Source organism: Acinetobacter lwoffii, from assembly GCF_022967985.1.
Taxonomy (GTDB): Bacteria; Pseudomonadota; Gammaproteobacteria; order Pseudomonadales; family Moraxellaceae; genus Acinetobacter.
Genome location: NZ_JALJVC010000015.1, coordinates 63992 through 85291, shown reverse-complemented (window position 1 = coordinate 85291; position 21300 = coordinate 63992). Strand labels below are relative to the sequence as shown.

Genomic DNA, 21300 nt, shown 5'->3' with positions numbered 1-21300 from the left:
AAATTAGTTTCAGGACGAGACAAAAGCAATGGCCCAAATACGTTTCCCCCAACTCCCGCCGCATGTGCCAGCCCGCGGCAGCAAGCTGAGCCGGACTTTTTTCAGGCAGCTTTTCTTGGCCCAAGGCTGGCGTCTGGAAGGCGAATTTCCGGACTTAGCTAAAGCTGTGGCGATTATTTCCCCGCATACCTCCAATATTGATGCATAGCTGGGTTTTAATGCGCTGCTTGGTCTCGGTATTCAGATTACGATTTTCGGTAAAGATAGCCTATTTCGTACACCGCTAAAACCGGTTCTGGAATGGATTGGTGTGGTTCCTGTCGTCAGAGATAGTCCACAAGGACATAACCGACAGATTGTCGACATCATTGAAAAATCAGAACAGATCTGGGTCGGTATGGCACCAGAAGGTTCACGTAAGGCACCGGATAAAATTCGCAGCGGTTTTTATCATATTGCTAAGGCAGCCCATTTGCCGATTGTGATGTTTTCTTTTGATTATGCTATCAAGACCATTCATATCCTGGGCGTGTACCATCTGACCGGTGATTATGAATACGACCTGGAAGAGATTTATCAGCATTATCAAGGTAAATTCTCGGCCAAAAATCCGGACTGGGTGGTCAAGCCGTTACAAAAGCTTTTGAAAAAAGACTAGGCAAATACGGCTTTTTTTGATGTGATAGCCTGAATTTTGTTGATTTAATCACCAGTTTTTATAATGAAATTAGCCCGTTATGCCTTAATTGGCTGCCTTGGTTTCAGTCTTGCAGCCTGTGACAAAGCCATTAAAACATCTACGCCTGCCACGCCACTAAAAGCCCGTGAACCTGTCGTCGCCATTGCCCTCGGTGGTGGAGGTGCCAAAGGTTTTGCTCATATTGGTGTGATTAAAGTGCTCGAATCACACGGCATCAAACCAAAAATTGTCACAGGCACCAGTGCCGGCAGTTTTGTCGGCAGTTTGTATGCCAGTGGCAAATCGCCTTATCAGTTACAGCAGATTGCCCTGAATTTTAAGGAATCCGATATCCGTGACCTCACTTTAAATCGGCAAGGAATTATTGCCGGACAAAAATTGCAGGATTTCGTCAATAAAAATGTGGCGAACAAACCGATTGAACAATTCCCAATTCGTTTTGCTGCAGTTGCCACTCGCCTGGACAATGGCCGTAAAGCTGACTTTATTAAAGGCAATGCCGGACAGGCGGTTCGAGCATCCTGCAGTATTCCGAATGTGTTTGTGCCTGCCGTGATTGGCGGCACCAAATATGTTGACGGTGGCCTGGTCAGTCCGATTCCGGTCAAGACCGCCAAAGATATGGGAGCTGATATTGTGATTGCCGTGGATATTTCTGCCCGTCCGGATGGTAATAAAGCCCTGAACATGTGGGGTGTACTGGATCAGACCCTGAACATTATGGGACAGCAAAGTATTAATGAAGAGTTGAGTCAGGCCACTGTGGTGATTCAGCCCAAAGTCGGTCATATCGGTACTTTAGACCTAAAAGCCAGCAATGCCACCATTCTGGAAGGTGAAAAGGCAGCCCAGCTGAAAATCCGTACTATTGAAAAAGCCATTAGCAACTTTAAGCAGTCTACCGCGGCACTTAAACCGCCACGTCCGGCAAAATTTTGATGCATGAATTTTTTATATTCATCTGCTGCCGCATCTGCTACATTGAAGATCAATCATATAAAGATGATGATTAATTAAATACTTAGCGATATAGGTCACGATATGGAATTAGTTCTTGAACCTTGGCACTGGTTTGTATTAGGCATTCTTCTGATCCTGTCGGAATTACTGCTGCCCGCATTTGCTGCCCTGTGGTTCGGGATTGGTGCCATCATGGTTGGCGTCCTGTACTGGATGTTCCCGATGATGGGACTGACGACCCAGCTCCTGACCTGGATCGTACTTTCTGTTCTGTGTACGCTGCTCTGGTTCAAGTTTATCAAGCCACTTTCCATTGACAAGACCAAAGCCGGCCTGTCGCGTGAGGCGACCATTGGTCAGGTAGGCATGGTGATTCAGACTAATCTGGATCATGGGCAAATCCGGGTGCGCTTTCCGATGCCAGTTTTAGGTTCGGATGAATGGGAATGCCGAACTCTGGATCCAGTTCAGGTCGGAGACCGCGTTCGCGTCGTGGATATTCTGGGTAATGACCTGATCGTACAACCTCACAGCACGAATTATCAAAATCAATAAGGTGAATAAGCTATGTCTGGTGGTTCTATCATTGTTATCGCGTTTCTGGCCTTTGTTGCGATTACCATTTTTAAAGGTGTGCGGATTGTGCCGCAAGGCTACAAATGGATTGTACAGCGTCTGGGTAAATACCACACCACGCTAAATCCGGGCCTGAATTTTGTCATTCCTTATGTCGATGAAGTCGCCTATAAAGTCACAACTAAAGATATCGTTCTGGATATTCCCTCACAGGAAGTGATTACCCGTGATAACGCGGTTTTGCTGATGAATGCCGTGGCCTATATCAACCTGACTACGCCAGAAAAAGCAGTGTACGGGATTGAAAACTACTCATGGGCAATTCAGAACCTGGTACAGACTTCACTGCGTTCGATTGTCGGTGAAATGGATCTGGATGATGCCCTATCTTCACGTGACCATATCAAGGCACGCTTGAAATCCAGTATTTCCGATGATATCTCGGACTGGGGTATTACCTTAAAAACTGTAGAAATTCAGGATATTAAACCTTCAATCACCATGCAGACTGCAATGGAAGAACAGGCAGCAGCTGAACGTCAGCGTCGTGCGACCGTCACCAAAGCGGACGGTGAAAAACAGGCCGCGATTCTGGAAGCGGACGGCCGTCTGGAAGCCTCTCGTCGTGATGCTGAAGCGCAAGTGGTACTGGCTGAATCTTCACAACGTGCAATTGACATGGTGACTTCCGCCATTGGTGATAATGAAATTCCGGTCGCCTATTTACTTGGTGAACAGTATATTAAAGCCATGCAAGATATGGCCAAATCGCCAAATGCCAAGACGGTAGTACTTCCAGCCGATGTGTTAAATACGATCCGTGGTGTCATGGGTCGCCCTAACTAATTTATATTTTGACTTTATACATAGGCAGCCCGAGGGTTGCCTATTTTTATTCGCGCAAGAAAATCTCAGCAAAGATTGTGAATTTATGGTTAAATTTCGCGTTTATTTTTGAAATCTACTGGATTTGATGTTGCCTGGCTTTCGGATTAAAGCTTTTCGCAGCTATCTTATTCCTTGTTTCGATCTACTGTCCAACTTAAAAATGGATACCGTATGAGCTCCCTAAATCCAACCTTAATTACTTTTCTTTTCTATATTGTCGCAATGGTGGTGATCGGCCTGATGGCTTATCGCGCCACAAGCAACTTTTCCGATTACATCTTAGGGGGCCGACGTTTAGGGAGTTTCGTAACTGCACTTTCTGCAGGGGCTTCCGACATGAGTGGCTGGCTCCTAATGGGCCTGCCCGGTGCGATTTATCTTTCAGGTCTGTCTGAGATGTGGATTGCCATCGGTCTGATTATTGGTGCTTGGTTGAACTGGTTACTGGTTGCTGGCCGTTTACGCGTACATACCGAAGTCCAGCACAATGCCCTAACCCTGCCAGATTATTTTTCGAATCGTTTTAATGACCAGAAGAAAATCCTGCGTATTGTTTCAGCTTTCGTGATTCTGATTTTCTTTGCGATTTACTGTGCTTCCGGCATGGTTGCAGGTGCGCGTCTGTTCGAAAGCATGTTTGACATGTCTTATAGCACCGCGCTCTGGATCAGTGCCATTGCCACCATCAGCTATGTATTTATTGGCGGCTTCCTGGCGGTGAGCTGGACCGATACCATTCAGGCCGGTCTGATGATCTTTGCCCTGTTGCTGACGCCAATCGTAACGTTAATGGCGTTCTCGGATATGTCCCAGGTGACTTTGGCACTGGAGGCTGCTCGTCCTCAAGCAATGAATATTCTGGGTGATCTCAGTCTTGTTGCGATTATCTCGCTCTTGGCTTGGGGTCTGGGTTACTTTGGCCAGCCGCATATTCTGGTGCGCTTCATGGCTGCAGATTCAGTCAAATCCATTCCAAATGCACGTCGTATTGGCATGACCTGGATGATTCTGTGTCTGGGCGGTGCAGTCGCAGCCGGCTTCTTCGGTATTGCTTATTTCGAGCAGCATCCAGAACTGGCAAGCGTGGTGAATGCCAATCCTGAAACCGTATTTATGGAACTGACCAAAATCCTGTTTAACCCATGGATTGCAGGTGTAGTTCTGGCGGCGATTCTGGCGGCAGTAATGAGTACTTTAAGCTGTCAGTTATTGGTCTGTTCAAGCACCTTGACAGAAGACTTCTATAAATCTTTCCTGCGTAAAAATGCCTCGCAAAAAGAACTGGTCTGGGTTGGCCGTTTGATGGTACTGCTGATTGCCTTGCTGGCGATCTGGATGGCGGGTAATCCTGAATCTAAAGTGCTGGGTCTGGTGGCTTATGCCTGGGCAGGTTTTGGTGCCGCTTTTGGCCCGCTGATTATCCTGTCATTGTTCTGGAAACGCATGACTTTGAATGGTGCTTTGGCCGGTATGATCGTGGGTGCAGTCGTGGTTATTTTCTGGAAGAACCTGTTTGCTGACACTGGCCTGTATGAAATCGTTCCTGGTTTTATCTGTTCAATGCTGGCGATTGTGGTGGTGAGCCTGATGGGTAAAGCACCAACAGCAGAAATTACTAACCGTTTTGAAGAAGCTGAACGCCTGTATAACGAAAGCAAATAATTCTGTATCAACTAAAAAGAGGACTTGAAGTCCTCTTTTTTATGGAATTACTTTAAACCTTTTTTAGAAAAATAATTTTTCAATCAGCTTTTGCGCGTGAGCAGGAACTGGGTAATTTGCCTCAACTCTTCCGCCCCTTCAAAATGGTTCAAGGCATTGATCGCCTGATCATGTAATTGCTGGGCATAGGCTTTGGCCTGCTCCAAACCCATCAATGCCGGATAGGTCGATTTTTCTACCTGTTCATCCTTGCCGGCTGTTTTCCCCAACACTTCGGTATCGGAAATAATATCCAAAATATCATCCTGTACCTGAAAGGCCAGACCAATCGCCTGTCCAAACTCACGTAATTTAGGAATGGCCAGATCGGTACCCTCAAAAATAGTCACCGCCGCCATCATGATCGCGGCACTAATCAAAGCACCGGTTTTATTGCGATGAATATTTTCCAGTGCTTGCTGATCGATTTTTTTGCCTTCAGACTGCAAATCTAAAACTTGGCCATTCACCATTTTCGAAGAAGCGGTTGCCAGAATCTGCATCTGCTTCAGTACAATGGAAGCTTCTACCGCTGGCCCCTGATCAAACAGACGGCTACCCAAAATTTCAAAAGCCATCGATTGCAGGATATCACCTGCCAAAAGCGCGGTATCTTCTCCATAAGCCACATGACATGTCGGCTGGCCACGGCGCAGCAAATCATTGTCCATACACGGCAGATCATCATGGGCCAGTGAATAGCAGTGAATAAACTCGATTGCAACCGCTGCACGGCGCACTGCAGCACTATTCTGATTGGGTTTTAATGCAGCAGTGGCATAGCATAGCGCTGGACGTACTCGCTTGCCACCAAGCATCACAGCATGATGGACTGCCGACCTTAACGGTTCTGGAATGGCAAAGGCTTCCAGAGCGGTCAATAAATCCTGTTGAATGCGGTGTTGTGCTTGAGTGAGTGCATGGGTTGATACGTCAGTGATAGATGACACATTCGCCTCGAATACGTAGTCCAGAAGAATAAAATGACAAGCGAATAAATGCCTGTACGGTGATCAGGCATTGTACCTAGAAATGCCTTGAATTTTCAGCCATAAATCGAATTGTTCTACTGAAATTTGCTATTCAATATCAAATAAGCAAGTCAGAGATTTTAAACCATAAAAAACCACCGCAGAACCGGTGGTTTTACAGGCTAAATGTATGCACGGCATTTAAACGAGAACATCTTCTGGTACGCGCACCCAGCCTTCCATCAATACGCGGGCACTACGGCTCATAATCGCTTTCTTCACTTTCCACTCACCATTTTCAAAACTTGCTTGTGCACCCACTCTTAAAGTCCCGGAAGGATGACCGAAACGCACCGCTTCACGCTCTACCCCACCTGCGACCCGGTTCACCAATGTTCCGGGAATGGCAGCTGCCGTACCAATAGCCACTGCAGCCGTGCCCATCATGGCATGATGGAGTTTACCCATAGACAAGGCCCGAACCAGAATATCGGTATCTGATTCGGTGACGGTTTTGCCACTGGATGAAGTATAGTTACTCGGTGGTGCAACAAAGGCAATTTTTGGCGTGTGTTGTCGGGTTACGGCTTCTGCAATATCCTGAATCAATCCCATCTGTTTGGCTGCATAGGCACGAATCGTTTCGAACTTTGTCAGGGCTGCCACGTCATTATTGATATGATCCTGAAGCTCTGTGCCCTTATAGCCGAGATCTCCCGCATTTAAAAATACAGTTGGAATGCCGGCATTAATCATGGTCACTTCGAAGCTGCCAATATTGGGCACTTCCAAAGTATCGACCAGATTGCCTGTCGGAAACATCGAACCACCTTCAGCATCGTCATCGGCTGGATCCAGAAACTCGATCTGCACTTCCGCTGCAGGAAAGGTTACGCCATCTAGTTCAAAATCACCCAATTCCTGCACCTGTCCATTTTGCATCGGCACATGCGCGATAATGGCTTTCTGGATATTGGCCTGCCAGATCCGTACCGTGCATAACCCATTTTCAGGAATACGTTCGGCATCGACCAGACCATTAGAAATGGCAAATGCTCCCACTGCCGCGGTCAGATTGCCACAGTTGCCACTCCAGTCCACAAAAGGACGGTCAATTGACACCTGACCAAATAAATAATCAACATCATGATCAGCGTGTTGGCTTTTTGATAAGATCACCGTTTTACTGGTACTGGAACTGGCGCCGCCCATGCCATCAATCTGTTTCCCATATGGATCTGGGCTACCAATCACGCGTAGCAAAAGCTGATCACGAATCCGGCCAGCCTGTTGTGCTTGTGCAGGCAGGTCATCCAGCTTAAAGAAAACACCTTTACTGGTGCCTCCACGCATATAGGTGGCAGGAATCTTGATTTGGGCGGCAAAACTCATGAATAATTTCATCCTTTGACTTGTCTTTGTTTTCGTACAGGTTATTCAATATTTATATTCAACGTATAGTATGTTGAAAGCAGAACTGCTTGACTGCCAGACCTTAGTATAAAAAAACGGCATTTGTATTTTATCCAAGAAAACAGAGAACTCGTCAGTTACAGTTTCAATAAAATTAATATATTGATTCATTTATATTTTATTTCAGTTATTTATATGAATATTTTTTATCATTCCTCCAACAATATTTCATTCTTAGGATGGACTAGGCTTCTTTAGTCTGATCAATTACAATCAGCCACTTATCATTTTCCATTGTCGGGCTGAACACTTTGAATAACGAGTCTTCACAACTTCAGCGTGGCTTAAAGAACCGTCATATTCAGTTGATCGCCATGGGCGGTGCAATTGGCACAGGCTTATTCTTAGGTTCCGCACAGGTGATCCAATCTGCGGGTCCTTCTATTATTTTAGGCTATGCCATTGGGGGCCTGATTGCATTTTTAATCATGCGTCAATTGGGTGAGATGATTGTTCATGAACCTGTCGCAGGTTCATTCAGCCATTTTGCTTATAAATACTGGGGCAAATTCCCCGGTTTCCTTGCGGGTTGGAACTACTGGATTCTGTATATCCTGGTAGCCATGACCGAACTTACTGCGGTTGCGAAATATATCAATTACTGGTGGCCTCATATTCCAGCCTGGGCATCGGTACTGTTTTTCTTTATCGTGATTACACTGGTCAACCTCGGCAATGTGAAATTCTACGGTGAATCGGAATTCTGGCTTTCCATCATTAAAGTGACTGCGGTCATCTCGATGATTGTCTTCGGCCTGTATCTGATCCTGACTGCTGATCCTTCTTCAGGCGCATCTTTTAGCAATCTTTGGACCGCGGGCGGTTTCTTTCCGAATGGTTTTGAAGGTCTGTTCTACATGCTGGCCTTCCTGATGTTTGCCTTCGGTGGTATTGAACTGATCGGTATGGCAGCGGCAGAAGCTGAAAATCCGGAAAAAACCATTCCGAAAGCCATTAATCAGGTGGTTTTCCGTATCCTGATTTTCTATGTCGGTGCCTTGACAATTCTATTGTCACTCGTGCCTTGGAATCAGCTTGAGCTTGGTGGTCTGGACAAAAGTCCGTTCGTGATGATTTTCAGCCAGCTTGGTATTGACTGGGCAGCGCATTTGCTGAACTTTATTATCCTGACAGCAGCACTGTCTGTGTATAACAGTGGTATGTATGCCAACAGCCGTATGCTCTATGGTCTGGCTCAGCAAGGAAATGCACCTAAAGTCTTCATGAAAGTGAATAAGCAAGGTACGCCTATTCCTGCTGTATTGTTCTCTGCCGCGCTGATTTTTGGCTGTGTGCTACTCAACTACTTCGTGCCTGAAGATGCCTTAAGCCATCTGATTTACATCGTGGTCGGTGCACTGGTATTGAACTGGGCCATGATTACGCTGACCCATCTCAAGTTTATTCAAAGCATGAAAAAGCTAGGACAGAAGACTTCCTTCCCTGCGCTTTGGTCTCCGGCGGGTAATATTCTGGTTCTAGGTTTCATTCTTACTATTCTTTACATCATGTGGACGCAAGGATTCCAGGAATCTATTTTGATGATCCCGCTTTGGATCGTGGTCATGTTCGGTCTGTTTAAGTTACTTAAGCCTAAAAATACCTAGACAACTCCTGTAGCTATGAGTCCTTAAAAGTTATTGCTTCGGCAATAACTTTTTTTTGTATTTTTTACAGTACAATAGCCTTCTTTTCGCGCCCTTAGCTTAACTGGATAGAGCAGTTGCCTCCTAAGCGACCGACGTGGGTTCGAGTCCCGCAGGGCGCACCATCCTTTCAAAATGTGATCTATACTTCAAAAAATTAGCGTTAATCTTCATATTTTTAGAATATTTTTTATACAAAAAATCATTTTTTCTTCATTATCTTATTTCTATTACTTTCAAATACTTATTTCAAAATGAGGCTATTTTTTGGTGTAAAAACTCTATTTTGATGCTTTTTTAGACTAATTAGTTTTTTCTAGAGCATTTACTCTTATTTTAATTGTGCTATTTTTGTCACATGGAGTAACAAATGATTGCGGATAAATACCCGAAATCTCCAAGAATTAAATAAGTGCAAACAACAACGCTAGATATAAATTTGTACCTCAAGGAAAGACGTAAATGAAATTAAAAACATTAACTACTGCAATGATTCTTGCAACTGTACCAATGACGGGTGCATTTGCTGCGGCAATGGACCGTTCAGGCCAATCAATTGCAGCCTTCCTGCAACCAGGTAATTACTTTGAAGCAGGTATTTCTGTCCTAGACCCAGATGTATCTGGTAAAGAAGCTGGAACAAGTGATACTCGCCGTAATATTAGTGATATGGCGGGTGATTATTATTTTCCAAGTGCTGCTTTAAAATTTCAGCCAACCAGCAAATTTTCAGTTGGTATTTTATATGACCAACCGTTTGGAGCAGATGCTACCTATACAGGTAATAACGTATTTGTTTCCGATTCTACGAATACAATTTTAGCTCCTGACGCGTTAGCAGATATTCGTGACTCAACTATCGAAACAAATGTAGCCGCAAACCTTCCTGGAGCACTAGCAGCCAACTTGACTGCTGGAGTAAATGGTGAAGTAGCTAGACGTGCAGCTGCTTTAGTTGCAGCAGGCCAGGCACCCACTCAAGCTATTGCAGAGCAAGCTATTCGTGGTACTCCAGGCGCACTTGATGCTATTACGCAAGGCGTAACAAATGCAATTACTCAACAAGTAACTAATACTGTTACTTCAACAGTCGATGCTGGGTTAGCAAATATTAATGGATTACTTGGCACTGGTAACACTAGCGTAGAAGTAGATACTCAAAATTTATCATTTATTGCAGGTTTCCAACCAACTGAGAATTGGAATATTTACGGTGGCGCAGTTTACCAAACGATCAAAGGTAATCTTTCATTACGTGGCCAGGCTTACAGCTTATACAATGGTTACGATGCGTCTATTCCAGAAGATAGCTCTGTAGGTTGGTTAGCCGGTCTTGCTTATCAAATTCCTGAAATTGCATTAAAAGCATCTATTACTTATCGTTCTGAAATTGACCATGATGTTAATATGAATGAAAGTATTCCAACCTTACCAGCTTTAGCTTTGCTCCCAAATGGGGCCGCAGCAGCAGCAGCTATTGCAGCAGCAAGTGGTGAGACAAAAATTACTACTCCACAGTCTGTAAACCTTGATTTCCAAACAGGTATTATGGCGAATACTGTAGCTTTTGCGAATGTTCGCTGGGTTGAATGGTCTAAATTCTCAATTCAACCTTATAAATTTGGTCTAATATCAGAAGCAGTTGGCCCTATTGTGGATCGCCCAGATGGCTTCAATCTTGTTGAATATGAAGATGACCAAATTTCAGCAACTGTAGGTGTGGGTCGTAAATTTAATGATCTATGGGCTGGTAACGTATCTGTAGGTTGGGACTCTGGTGCAGGTAACCCTGTATCTACACTTGGTCCAACTGAAGGTTATTGGAATGTAGGCTTAGGTCTTCAGTACAGTCCAACACCAGCTACTTTCATCGCGGGTGGTGTTAAATACTTCATGTTAGGTGATGCAAAAGCACAAACAGGCGCGCAAGCTGGTAGTTCTGAATACGTCGCTGAATTTGAAGACAATAAAGCATGGGCATATGGCTTAAAAATGGGTTACCGTTTCTAAGATATCCTTAATAAAAAAACCACCTTCGGGTGGTTTTTTTAACTTTTTTACTCTATTTTTATTCACTTGCATATCATTCGATTATTTTAGCACCAATTAAAATTAACAGAACTTCAATCCTTTCACATTATTTAAAGTTAATTTAATCTGATATTTTTCATATATTTATACCAATAAAATTAGTATAAAAACTCTAATCAAGCTCTTTCCTTAACCGCCTTAGTTCATTTCTTCAACAGAGCTGAGTATTTACTCTTTTTAAAATTATGTTACTTTTCCTTCACATTTTTGTTACAGATGGCATCAGGGAACGTACCATGAAGCTCAATAAAATTTATTCTGCTATTTTACTTAGCACTTTACCTCTTTCTGCAGTTCAAGCAGCTGGCCTAGACCGTTCTGGTCAATCTATTTCTGCTTTTTTACAGCCGGGTAATTATGCTGAAGCAGGTATTACTGTGATTGATCCTAGCGTATCTGGAAAATCTATTCCTCAACTAGGTAATGAATCTATCAGCGACATGGCAGAAGACTACTACTTTCCATCTGCTGCTATTAAAGTTCAAGCAACTGATAAAATATCTTTAGGTCTGATTTATGATCAACCTTATGGTGCCGATTCAATTTATCCAACAAATAATGTAAGTTTTTCACAAGTAAATCCTCTTAGTACTCAACGAGAAAGCACTCAAGTAGAAGTAAAAACTAATAACCTTACAGCTTTAATTGGTTATCAACCAACTGAAAACTGGAATTTTTATGCTGGACCTGTTTGGCAAACTGTAGAAGCTAAAATTGCATTACGAGGTGCAGCTTATGGAAATTCGGGCTATGATATTAAACTTGATGAAGAAGAAGCTTGGGGCTGGCTTGCTGGTTTCGCTTATCAAATCCCTGAAATTGCTTTAAAAGCAGCTATTACTTATCGTTCAGAAATCGATCATGAGGCAAATTCAACAGAGAGCTTTGGATTTGGAACTATTGCATCGCCTCTTTCACCAGATGTTACAGCTACAACACCTCAATCTGTAAATTTAGATCTTCAAACAGGTATTGCAGCAAATACTTTAGCCTTTGCTAACGTACGCTGGGTAAATTGGAGCCAATTTGCAGTAACACCTAATTTATTAAAATTACGCTCAGGTAGTAATTTGATTGACTACTCAGATGATCAATGGTCTGCAAATGTTGGTGTTGGCCGTAAATTTAGCGACAAATGGTCTGGCTCTGCTTTAGTAAGTTATGACTCAGGTGCAGGTAATCCTGTAACAACACTAGGACCAACCGAAGGTTACTGGGGTGTAGGTTTAGGTGGACAATATAGCCCAGCCGAAAATTACTTTATTCAAGCAGGTGTTCGCTATATGTGGTTAGGTGACGCTGAGGCTAAAGCAGGCCCTAATGTTGTAGGAGAGTTCACCGATAACACTGCAATCGCATATGGCATGAAAATCGGTTACCGCTTCTGATTTTTTGATAGATTCAATAAAAAAGGCGCTTATAGCGCCTTTTTATTTACTTAAATTCTTTAAGCAGGGATATCACGCACTGAAGCATTACGAATTGCTTCTTTTAACGCATCATAACCACGAATTGGCGGGAATTGCGGGAATTCAGCAATCACATTTTCAGGCGCATCAAATAGGAAACCATGGTCTGCCTCACCTAACATTGTAGTATCGTTATAAGAATCCCCTGCCGCAATCACACGGAAATTCAAACCATGCAGTGCTTTAACAGCCTGACGTTTTTGATCTGGCTGACGAAGTTTATAGGCTGAGATCATGCCCGCTTCATCCGTTTCCAGTTTATGACAGAAAATCGTCGGCCAATCCAGTTGCTTCATCAATGGATGTGCAAATTCATAGAAAGTATCTGAAAGAATAATTAATTGAAAATGCGTACTCACCCATTTCACAAATTCTTTTGCTCCTGGGAATGGACCCATTTCTGCAATCACTTCCTGAATATCGTTCAAGCCTAAACCGTGCTGTTTTAAAATATTCAGACGTTGGGTCATCAGTACATCATAGTCAGGAATGTCACGAGTCGTCGCTTCAAGCTCTTTAATACCGGTTTTTTTGGCAAAGTTAATCCAGATTTCTGGAACCAACACACCTTCTAAATCTAGACATACGACTTCCATGAACATTCCCTCTAAGTTGTATTGAAAAAATTTTGCACTATCATAGCTGAAGAAACAGATTTTGCACTGTACTTTTTTAAATCTATTTTTTTAATAAGTATTTATTTTTTAGTGATAAGTCAATTAAATCAATTCTATTAAAATAGATGTGAAATTAACTAATATAGGCCATGTCCTTTCCAAGCCTATATCGCCAGGACTCTCATGACCATCATTCCTACTATTGATCGTATTGATGCGCTTGCATCTGAATATGCAGATAAATCGCCCAATGAAATTTTGGCACTTGCACTGGGCCAGCAAGGTGAAATTGCGATTTCATTTTCTGGTGCTGAAGATGTTGTATTGATTGATATGGCATCGCATCTCGGTAAACCGTTCCGGGTATTCAGTCTGGATACTGGCCGTCTACATGCAGAGACGTATCAGTTTATTGAACGAGTGCGTAAGCATTATAATATCGAGATTGAAATCTGCTTCCCTGAAACGGATGCAGTACAAAATTTAGTGACCACCAAAGGTTTATTCAGTTTCTTTGAAGATGGCCATCAGGAATGTTGCGGTATACGCAAGGTTCAACCGCTACGTAAAAAACTGGCGACGCTGGATGGCTGGATTACTGGTCAGCGCAAAGACCAAAGTCCGGGTACACGCAATGAAATTCCTGTGGTTCAGGCAGATTCAGGTTTCTCCGGTCCGGGAAAACAGTTGATCAAGTACAATCCTCTAGCCAACTGGTCCAGTGCAGATGTCTGGAGCTATATCCGTATGATGGAAGTCCCTTATAATGCCTTGCATGAAAAAGGTTTTGTTTCTATCGGCTGTGAACCTTGTACTCGCCCTGTGCTGCCAAATCAGCATGAACGCGAAGGCCGCTGGTGGTGGGAAGAAGCTACCCATAAAGAATGTGGCTTACATGCTGGCAATCTAAAAAAATAAAGTTAAGTTTTATCGTTCCTATTGATTGAAAGACTATTTTTTAATAAAGATAGTCTTTTTAATTGATAATTTTACATTTAGTGACAAGATATAAATTACCTTTTATCGGGATAATATTATTTTAATTAAAGAATTTATAAAATTTTAGTTCATTGATTTATTTGTATAAAATGTGAAATTGAACACAATGCTATTCTTTTAATAACACATAATTATTAAGTTACACTCCACTTCGCCTAGTGAATACTATTTTTAGAAAACTATTTTAAAACTAAAATTTTCACATTTCATAAACTTAGGAAGATATTTTGTTCTTGTCAATAGCCACTTTTTCACAGTTGAGGCAAGATAAAGCAGTTCATTTATATGCTAAAAAAGATATACTTTAAAAACTAAAGTAATAATTCTAACAAGGCCTTTTAGCAAAAAAGCCATAGAGAATGCAGTGAGGCAATCCACGCTATGCGTCCATTACATCCAATTGATTTTATTTTCTTAACTTTAGAGAAACGGCAGCAGCCTATGCATGTAGGTGGACTATTTTTATTCCAAATTCCCGACAATGCGTCAGCTTCCTTTATTCAGGATCTAGTCACGGATATCCAAAATTCGAAATGCTCTCCAATCCCACCTTTTAACAATTATTTAAACGGCCTGTTTTGGGATGAAGACCAAGAATTTGATTTAGATCATCATTTTCGTCATATCGCCCTGCCAAAACCGGGCCGTATCCGTGAATTGCTGACCTATATTTCTCAAGAACATAGTGCCCTGATTGATCGTGCAAAACCTTTATGGACCTGTCATATCATTGAAGGCATTGAAGGTAATCGTTTTGCCATGTATTTCAAAATACACCATGCCATGGTAGATGGAATTGCCGGCATGCGTCTGGTAGAAAAATCACTTTCATTTGACCCCCATGCCAAGAGTATTGTACCGCCGTGGTGTGTAGAAGGGCCACGTGCTAAACGCCTGAAAGCACCTAAAGTGAACAGGTTTAAAAATGTCCTGCAGACCATTAAGGGGCAACTGGAATGTGCGCCACGAGTTGCTTATGAACTGTCGCAAACCGTCATGAAAGATATGGGACGCAATCCGGATTATGTATCCAGCTTTCAGGCGCCAAGCAGTATTCTGAATCAACGCGTCAGTGCTTCACGTCGCTTTGCAGCCCAGTCTTTCGAATTTTCACGTTTACGTCATATTTCTAAGGCATTGGGCGTGACCATTAATGATATCGTCCTGGCCATTTGTTCAGGTGCATTACGTGAATATTTATTATCGCAAAATGCCTTACCGAAAAAACCGTTAATTGCTATGGTTCCAGCTTCTGTTCGCAGTGACGATTCAGATATATCCAACCGTATTACCATGATTCTGGCCAATCTGGGTACGCATAAAGAAGATCCGCTGGAACGTCTCAAGATCGTACGCCGTAGTGTACTGAGTGCCAAAGAACGCTTCAAACGTATGAATGCCAACCAGATTTTGAACTATAGTGCCTTTGTCTACGGTGCAGCAGGTCTGAATATTGCCTCCGGTTTAATGCCGACACGTCAGGCGTTTAACGTCATTATTTCCAATGTACCTGGACCACAAGAGCCCCTTTACTGGAATGGTGCACGTCTTGAAGCACTTTATCCGGCTTCTATCGTACTGGATGGTCAGGCCTTGAATATCACCATGACCAGCTATCTAGACAAACTGGAAGTCGGCTTAACTGCATGTCGTAATGCCCTGCCGAAAATGCAGAACTTGCTGACACATCTGGAAGAAGAAATTCAACGTTTTGAACTTATTGTAGATGGCGAACCTGTCCCAAAGTTACGGGCGGTAAGCTAGCCGCGGATGAATAAATAAGACAGATGGATTGTCAAAGGTGTTGATCATTTTTGCCAGTCTCTGAGCACAGAATAAAGGGACCGATCTGGTCCCTTTTCTTTATTTTTGAAATCTTTTTAAATTATTTTAGAATTTTTGGAAGACTTCTCGATTTTAATCATCTATCCAAATCATTTTTTGACAAGTTAAAAACAATGCACAAATATAATCAGCTTTTAATAGTACGGCACTGTTGTAATAATTGATGGCAGACGTTACGGATCATGCTCGCGGTAATCTGAACTTCATTACCGCGCTCATCAACGATATATCCCGCATGTACAGTCTTTGGTTCTAATACGTGTTTTAGGCCTTTATGGATTACTGCTTTACTCATACTCATCACACACTCCTTTTGCTAAGCCTGAAACTGGGAGAAACGGCTTTGGCTAATTCATGCATCTAGTATTGTAAATAAAGGCCCGGTTGTAAAATTTCAGATGTAACAAGTGTTTAACGATATTCTGTTACAATTTCAGCTGAGAATGATATCGTATTGCTCTTGCGTATATAGATTTTCCACCTGAAACTTAATCACGCGATTAATGAAATGTTCTAGATCAGCGACTGCAGGCGCTTCTGCCGTCAATAATCGATCAATGACAGCCGGATGCGCGACAACAGTAAAGCCACTCTGTGACTCATAAGCACGAGCATAACGCAGAATCTCCCTGAATATTTCGTAACATACTGACTCGGCTGTTTTGACATAACCGCGTCCTTGACAGGTCGGACAAGACTCGCACAGCAGATGTTCCAGCGACTCACGGGTGCGTTTCCGGGTCATTTCCACCAAGCCCAGTTCTGATACCTGAGTAATCTTGGTCTTGGCATGGTCACGTTCCAGCATGCGCTCAAACTGTTTCATTACTTCTTCACGATGCTGCGCTTCCTGCATATCAATGAAATCAATGATAATAATTCCGCCCAGATTACGCAGACGTAACTGACGTGCGATGACATCGGTCGCTTCCATATTGGTTTTAAAAACCGTATCTTCCAGCGAACGACCACCAACATAAGAACCAGTATTGACATCAATCGTGGCCATGGCTTCAGTCTGGTCAATCATCAGATAGCCGCCGGACTTCAATGCGACACGAGTTTGCAATGCTTTTTGCAGGTCTTCTTCGACATTATACAAGTCAAAAATTGGCCGTTCACCCGGATAATGCAGCAAACGGTCTTTCATGTTCGGAACAAATTCTTCGACAAATTCCTGCAACTTGGCATGAATTTCACGTGAATCTACGTAAATTTTGGCAGTTTCTTCATTGGCCAGATCACGAATCACCCGCTGCGGTAAAGGCAATTCTTCAAAGATCAAGGACGGCACTGCAATAATCTTTTGCTTGCGCTGGATGTATTCCCAAAGCTTGGCCAGATAAGCCATATCCTGTGCGATGGCTTCTTCTTCAATGCCTTCTGCCGCAGTACGAACAATCACTGAACCCGGCAGCTTATGTTCTGCCTGAATCCGCTCAATGATGGAACGCAAGCGATTCCGCTCTTCCTCGGATTCAATCCGTTGCGATACACCAATATGATTGCCATATGGCATCAACACTAAATAACGCGAAGGAATAGAGAGATCGGTAGATAGCCGCGCACCCTTGGTGCCGAGCATATCCTTCATCACCTGAACCGTGAGGACTTGTCCCGGTTGAAGCAGCTCAAAAACATTTGGGGTTGGCTGATTGCGGGGCCAGACCATATCATTGATATGTAAAAACGCAGTGCGAGAGAGTCCGATATCTACGAAAGCAGCCTGCATGCCGGGCAAGACCCGCACCACTTTTCCTTTATAGACATTCCCTACCAGACCACGCTTGGCCGTACGCTCGACAAACAGTTCATTGACCGTGCCGTTTTCAATTAACGCGACCCGACATTCCATCGGCGTGACGTTAATCAACAACTCGTCAGACATAACTACACTCAAAACATTATAAGAATTCTTTTCAGCAGTTAATTTAGTGCCTTAACCGTCTGTAATAACTGTACTGTCTCATATAAGGGCAAGCCCACCACATTGGAATAACTGCCCTGTATTTTTGGAATATAACGTGCTGCAATTCCTTGAATTGCATAAGCCCCTGCTTTACCCAGTGGCTCACCTGTCGCCCAGTAACTTTCCATATCTGCAGCGCTCAGGATTTGAAATTCGACCTGTGTGCGTACCACTATACTGTATTTTTCATGCTTTGTACGAACACAGACACCGCTATATACATCATGCCACCGACCGGAGATTTTTGTCCACATTTCAATCGCATGTTGTTTGGATTCAGGCTTACCCAGAATCTCCTGATCCACCCCCAGACTGGTATCCGCAGCAATGATGATGGCATCTGGATAATACTCAGCCACGGCATCTGCTTTGGCTCGTGCCAGACGTTCAACATAGGCTGCGACCGACTCGCCTGCTTGTACCGATTCGTCAATTTCTGGGCTGTAAATATCGAAGCTCAGCCCGAGTTGCTGTAACAACTCGCGGCGCCGGGGTGAGCTCGAAGCAAGAATTATACGCGCCATTTTTTGAGCACATAATAAATAGCAGGCCAAACCAGAATACTGGTCAGCATCGGAATCCAGTGCCTTGCATAAGAAAATTGCACGCCAGCCACAATCTGGGAAAAAAAGATCATTAGCAGATGCGCGACAATCGCCAGCCCCATAATCACCCAGAGATTATTAAAAGTCAGGATACGGCGCTCACGGGTCAGAAAGCGGGCTAAGAAAGCAATAATGATAAAGCTCAGCGCATTCAGACCCAAAGGTGCATCCAGCAGCAGATCAATAAAAATACCGGTACCAAAGGCAAACCAGATCCCGCACCAGGTCGGCTGACACAACACCCAGAAGAGCATGATCATCAGCATAAACAGCGGACGCCAGCCCGAGAGATTATAGGAAAGTGGATAGACCATTAAAATAGAAGCCACAATCACCGAAATGACAATAGCCATTAAAGGATCACGATGCTTTCTGGATTTCATCCTAGCGATTGACATGCGGTTGCTCCATCGCTAATGAATCGGAAAATAACACCACCACATGATGTCCACCGGCGAGTTGAGCCGCAGGCGTCACATCAATCTGGGCAAATTCACCGGAATTATGGCGTTGTACTTTAGACACCTGCCCCACCAGATAACCTGCCGGAAAATGTTGTCCCAAGCCCGAACTATAGACTTTTTCACCGACCTTGATATTGGCGCTGGTCGGTACATATTCCATTTTTAAACGTCCCAGATCGCCCGTGCCCGAAACAATGGCACGCATTCCGGTATGTTCCAGGCGCACTGACAGTGAATGTTCTTTATCAGACAACAGCATGACCCGACTACTATGCGGATAGACATTGATAATCTGCCCCATGATACCCTTGTCATCCAGTACCGTTTGCCCGACTTTCAGCTCGTTATTCGAACCACGGTTGATCACGATAATATGCCGTAATGGATCGGCATCGGTACCAATCACTTCGGCAATTTCAATACGTCCATCAATGATCAGCGGCGTGTCCAATAGACCGCGCAAACGGGTATTTTCAGCAGAAAGTTCAGAGATTTTTTGTAAGCGTACCTGTGCCTGTAACAGCTCGGCTTGCATCGCGGTATTTTCCCGACGCAATTGAGCTTCAGACTTGGTTTGTTGATTCAACCACTCTCGCGACAATACCGGATAGCTGGCCACCGCATAAATAGGATTATAAGCAGCGTACAGGACATCCCTTGCAGGTTGAACAACATGCGGCATGCGCCAATCAAAGAAAAGCACCACCAGGCATGTTACCAATGCAATGATAAAAGAGCGAAAAGATGGCGGTTGTCGAGAAAACAGATGTGCTTGCACCCGCCGAATCCTTTTCTTAGCCTACGAATAACATGTCATGATTTGGGTTGTCGAAAAATTCGAGTACCTTGCCGCCACCACGAGTCACACATGATAGTGGATCTTCTGCCACTACCACTGGCAGGCCAGTTTCTTTGGCAAGCAGCTTGTCCAGGTTACGTAGCAATGCACCACCACCGGTTAACACGATACCACGTTCAGCGATGTCCGAAGAAAGCTCAGGAGGGGTATGTTCTAAAGCAGATTTCACAGCAGACACGATGTTTTGCAATGGATCAGAAATCGCTTGGGTCACTTCGTCTGAATTGACCACAATCGCACGAGGCACACCTTCTGCGAGGTTACGGCCACGAACTTCAATTTCAAGTGGTTTAGCGCCTTCATCAGGCAAAGCCATACCAACTTCTTTTTTGATCACTTCAGCCGTAGTTTCGCCGATCACACAGCCATGCGCTTTACGCACATAGTTAATGATCTGCTCATCAAATACATCACCGCCGATACGTAAAGAATCGGCATAAACACAACCCTGCAGCGAGATAATCGCAATTTCAGTAGTACCACCGCCCACATCAACCACCATCGAACCACAAGCCTGCTCGACTGGCATCCCTGCACCAATCGCTGCTGCCATTGGCTCTTCGATTAAACGTACATCACGTGCGCCCGCATTAAACACGGCTTCACGAATGGCACGGCGCTCAACCAGAGTCGATTTACATGGCACGCAAACCACCACACGCGGTGCCGGAGTGAATAAACGGTTTTCATGTACTTTGCGAATAAACTGATTCAGCATGGTCTCAGTGACTTCAAAATCCGCAATCACCCCGTCTTTCATAGGACGGATCGCCGAGATATTGGCTGGGGTACGACCTAGCATTTGCTTCGCTTCAAGACCGACTGCCGCAACAATTTTATGTGAACCACTATGACGGATGGCTACAACCGTCGGTTCATTTAATATAATGCCTCGTCCTGGCGCATAAATAAGTGTATTTGCTGTACCTAAATCAATGGCAAGATCGGGCGAAAACAAGCCTATTAGTCGTTTTAGAATCACGGGGACGTTCTCAGTTAAACTTTATATGGACGCAAGGTGGCCACTTTAACTAAATGTGATGATTTGGACAAGTCAATCGCTTATCATAACGCATGATAATTTGAATTTTTTTAATACTGATTAGGTAATATTATGTCTACATCGGATGCACAGCATTCTGCAGATTTAAGTGCAGAAACAGTTTCAGCTATTGCCAACCTTGCACGGTTATCTCTCAATGATACGCAATCTGCTGAATATGCTCAAAGTTTAAATAAAATTTTAGGCATGATGGAAACCCTGAAAGGCATCAATACCGATGGTGTTGAACCCCTGAAAAGTCCTTTCGACCACCCTCAGCCGTTACGTGACGATGTGGTTACCGAAACCAATCATCGTGAGCAATACCAGGCAGTTGCACCAGCTGTTCAGGATGGCTTGTACCTCGTACCGCGCGTGATTGAGTAATTACTACCCAGTTCATTCTTTTTATTAAATTAAACGTA

The 21300-nt window shown here is 43.7% G+C and carries 19 protein-coding genes, 1 tRNA gene and 1 pseudogene; 12 read left to right on the top strand and 9 right to left on the bottom strand.

From position 1 onward, the window contains the following. The first annotated feature begins 28 nt into the window (after positions 1–28). The 5 genes and pseudogenes from MWG72_RS10250 to putP all read left to right on the top strand — a co-directional run bounded on the left by MWG72_RS10250 (position 29) and on the right by putP (position 4786). Positions 29–658: pseudogene (locus MWG72_RS10250) on the top strand (1-acyl-sn-glycerol-3-phosphate acyltransferase). 63 nt (positions 659–721) lie between these two features. Continuing rightward, on the top strand, positions 722–1639 hold the full coding sequence (locus MWG72_RS10245; protein ID WP_247143975.1) for a patatin-like phospholipase family protein: 918 nt from the start codon (positions 722–724) through the stop codon (positions 1637–1639). Positions 1640–1741: 102 nt separating this feature from the next. Then, positions 1742–2215, top strand: a complete 474-nt coding sequence (locus tag MWG72_RS10240; protein WP_247143974.1) for an NfeD family protein — start codon at positions 1742–1744, stop codon at positions 2213–2215. A gap of 12 nt (positions 2216–2227) precedes the next feature. Next, positions 2228–3082, top strand: coding sequence for an SPFH domain-containing protein (locus MWG72_RS10235; RefSeq protein ID WP_004279377.1), 855 nt, complete (start codon positions 2228–2230; stop codon positions 3080–3082). A 213-nt stretch (positions 3083–3295) separates the two neighbouring features. Then, positions 3296–4786, top strand: coding sequence for a sodium/proline symporter PutP (gene putP / locus MWG72_RS10230; RefSeq protein WP_247143973.1), 1491 nt, complete (start codon positions 3296–3298; stop codon positions 4784–4786). An 83-nt stretch (positions 4787–4869) separates the two neighbouring features. On the opposite strand, the gene MWG72_RS10225 is transcribed toward putP, so the two are convergent. After that, on the bottom strand, positions 4870–5775 hold the full coding sequence (locus MWG72_RS10225) for a polyprenyl synthetase family protein (RefSeq protein ID WP_247143972.1): 906 nt from the start codon (positions 5773–5775) through the stop codon (positions 4870–4872). 222 nt (positions 5776–5997) lie between these two features. Continuing rightward, a complete protein-coding gene (prpF, locus tag MWG72_RS10220) occupies positions 5998–7188 on the bottom strand; it encodes a 2-methylaconitate cis-trans isomerase PrpF (RefSeq protein WP_247143971.1) in 1191 nt (396 codons plus the stop codon). A gap of 332 nt (positions 7189–7520) precedes the next feature. Here prpF and MWG72_RS10215 point away from each other — a divergent pair, with 332 nt between their 5' ends. From MWG72_RS10215 to MWG72_RS10200, 4 genes are all read left to right on the top strand, one after another. After that, positions 7521–8876 carry an amino acid permease gene (locus MWG72_RS10215; RefSeq protein ID WP_247143970.1) on the top strand — a complete coding sequence of 452 codons (1356 nt, stop codon included), beginning with the start codon at positions 7521–7523 and terminating at the stop codon, positions 8874–8876. Between the two features lie 88 nt (positions 8877–8964). Beyond that, positions 8965–9040: transfer RNA gene (locus MWG72_RS10210), tRNA-Arg, on the top strand. Positions 9041–9377: 337 nt separating this feature from the next. Then, complete coding sequence (locus tag MWG72_RS10205) at positions 9378–10925, top strand: outer membrane protein transport protein (protein WP_005247010.1); 1548 nt, start codon at positions 9378–9380, stop codon at positions 10923–10925. 317 nt (positions 10926–11242) lie between these two features. Beyond that, positions 11243–12394, top strand: a complete 1152-nt coding sequence (locus MWG72_RS10200; protein WP_005247011.1) for an OmpP1/FadL family transporter — start codon at positions 11243–11245, stop codon at positions 12392–12394. 59 nt (positions 12395–12453) lie between these two features. Here the strand turns inward: MWG72_RS10200 and thrH are convergent, their stop codons facing one another. After that, the gene (gene thrH / locus MWG72_RS10195; protein ID WP_004646225.1) at positions 12454–13071 is read right to left on the bottom strand and encodes a bifunctional phosphoserine phosphatase/homoserine phosphotransferase ThrH; all 618 of its coding nucleotides are present in this window, start codon (positions 13069–13071) and stop codon (positions 12454–12456) included. Between the two features lie 204 nt (positions 13072–13275). Here thrH and MWG72_RS10190 point away from each other — a divergent pair, with 204 nt between their 5' ends. Beyond that, complete coding sequence (locus MWG72_RS10190) at positions 13276–14010, top strand: phosphoadenylyl-sulfate reductase (protein ID WP_224216883.1); 735 nt, start codon at positions 13276–13278, stop codon at positions 14008–14010. A 462-nt stretch (positions 14011–14472) separates the two neighbouring features. Next, positions 14473–15855: a WS/DGAT/MGAT family O-acyltransferase gene (locus MWG72_RS10185; RefSeq protein WP_247143969.1), complete on the top strand. Its 1383-nt coding sequence runs from the start codon at positions 14473–14475 to the stop codon at positions 15853–15855. 208 nt (positions 15856–16063) lie between these two features. Here the strand turns inward: MWG72_RS10185 and MWG72_RS10180 are convergent, their stop codons facing one another. The 6 genes from MWG72_RS10180 to MWG72_RS10155 all read right to left on the bottom strand — a co-directional run bounded on the left by MWG72_RS10180 (position 16064) and on the right by MWG72_RS10155 (position 20815). Then, entirely contained in the window at positions 16064–16237 is a 174-nt protein-coding gene (locus MWG72_RS10180; protein WP_004646222.1) for a PA1571 family protein, read from the bottom strand. A gap of 132 nt (positions 16238–16369) precedes the next feature. After that, positions 16370–17824 (bottom strand): ribonuclease G, encoded by a 1455-nt coding sequence (rng, locus tag MWG72_RS10175; RefSeq protein WP_004646221.1) that lies wholly within the window; start codon positions 17822–17824, stop codon positions 16370–16372. Between the two features lie 38 nt (positions 17825–17862). Next, positions 17863–18429, bottom strand: coding sequence for a Maf-like protein (locus tag MWG72_RS10170; protein ID WP_085064472.1), 567 nt, complete (start codon positions 18427–18429; stop codon positions 17863–17865). Next, on the bottom strand, positions 18417–18908 hold the full coding sequence (mreD, locus tag MWG72_RS10165; RefSeq protein ID WP_247143968.1) for a rod shape-determining protein MreD: 492 nt from the start codon (positions 18906–18908) through the stop codon (positions 18417–18419). Before mreD ends, MWG72_RS10170 begins: the two co-directional genes overlap by 13 nt. Next, on the bottom strand, positions 18895–19752 hold the full coding sequence (gene mreC / locus MWG72_RS10160) for a rod shape-determining protein MreC (RefSeq protein WP_004279362.1): 858 nt from the start codon (positions 19750–19752) through the stop codon (positions 18895–18897). The genes mreD and mreC overlap by 14 nt, the downstream gene beginning before the upstream one ends. 16 nt (positions 19753–19768) lie before the next feature. Next, a complete protein-coding gene (locus MWG72_RS10155; RefSeq protein WP_004279360.1) occupies positions 19769–20815 on the bottom strand; it encodes a rod shape-determining protein in 1047 nt (348 codons plus the stop codon). 132 nt (positions 20816–20947) lie between these two features. Between MWG72_RS10155 and gatC the strand changes: the two genes are divergently transcribed. Further along, entirely contained in the window at positions 20948–21262 is a 315-nt protein-coding gene (gene gatC, locus MWG72_RS10150; RefSeq protein ID WP_064095715.1) for an Asp-tRNA(Asn)/Glu-tRNA(Gln) amidotransferase subunit GatC, read from the top strand. Positions 21263–21300 lie beyond the last annotated feature (38 nt).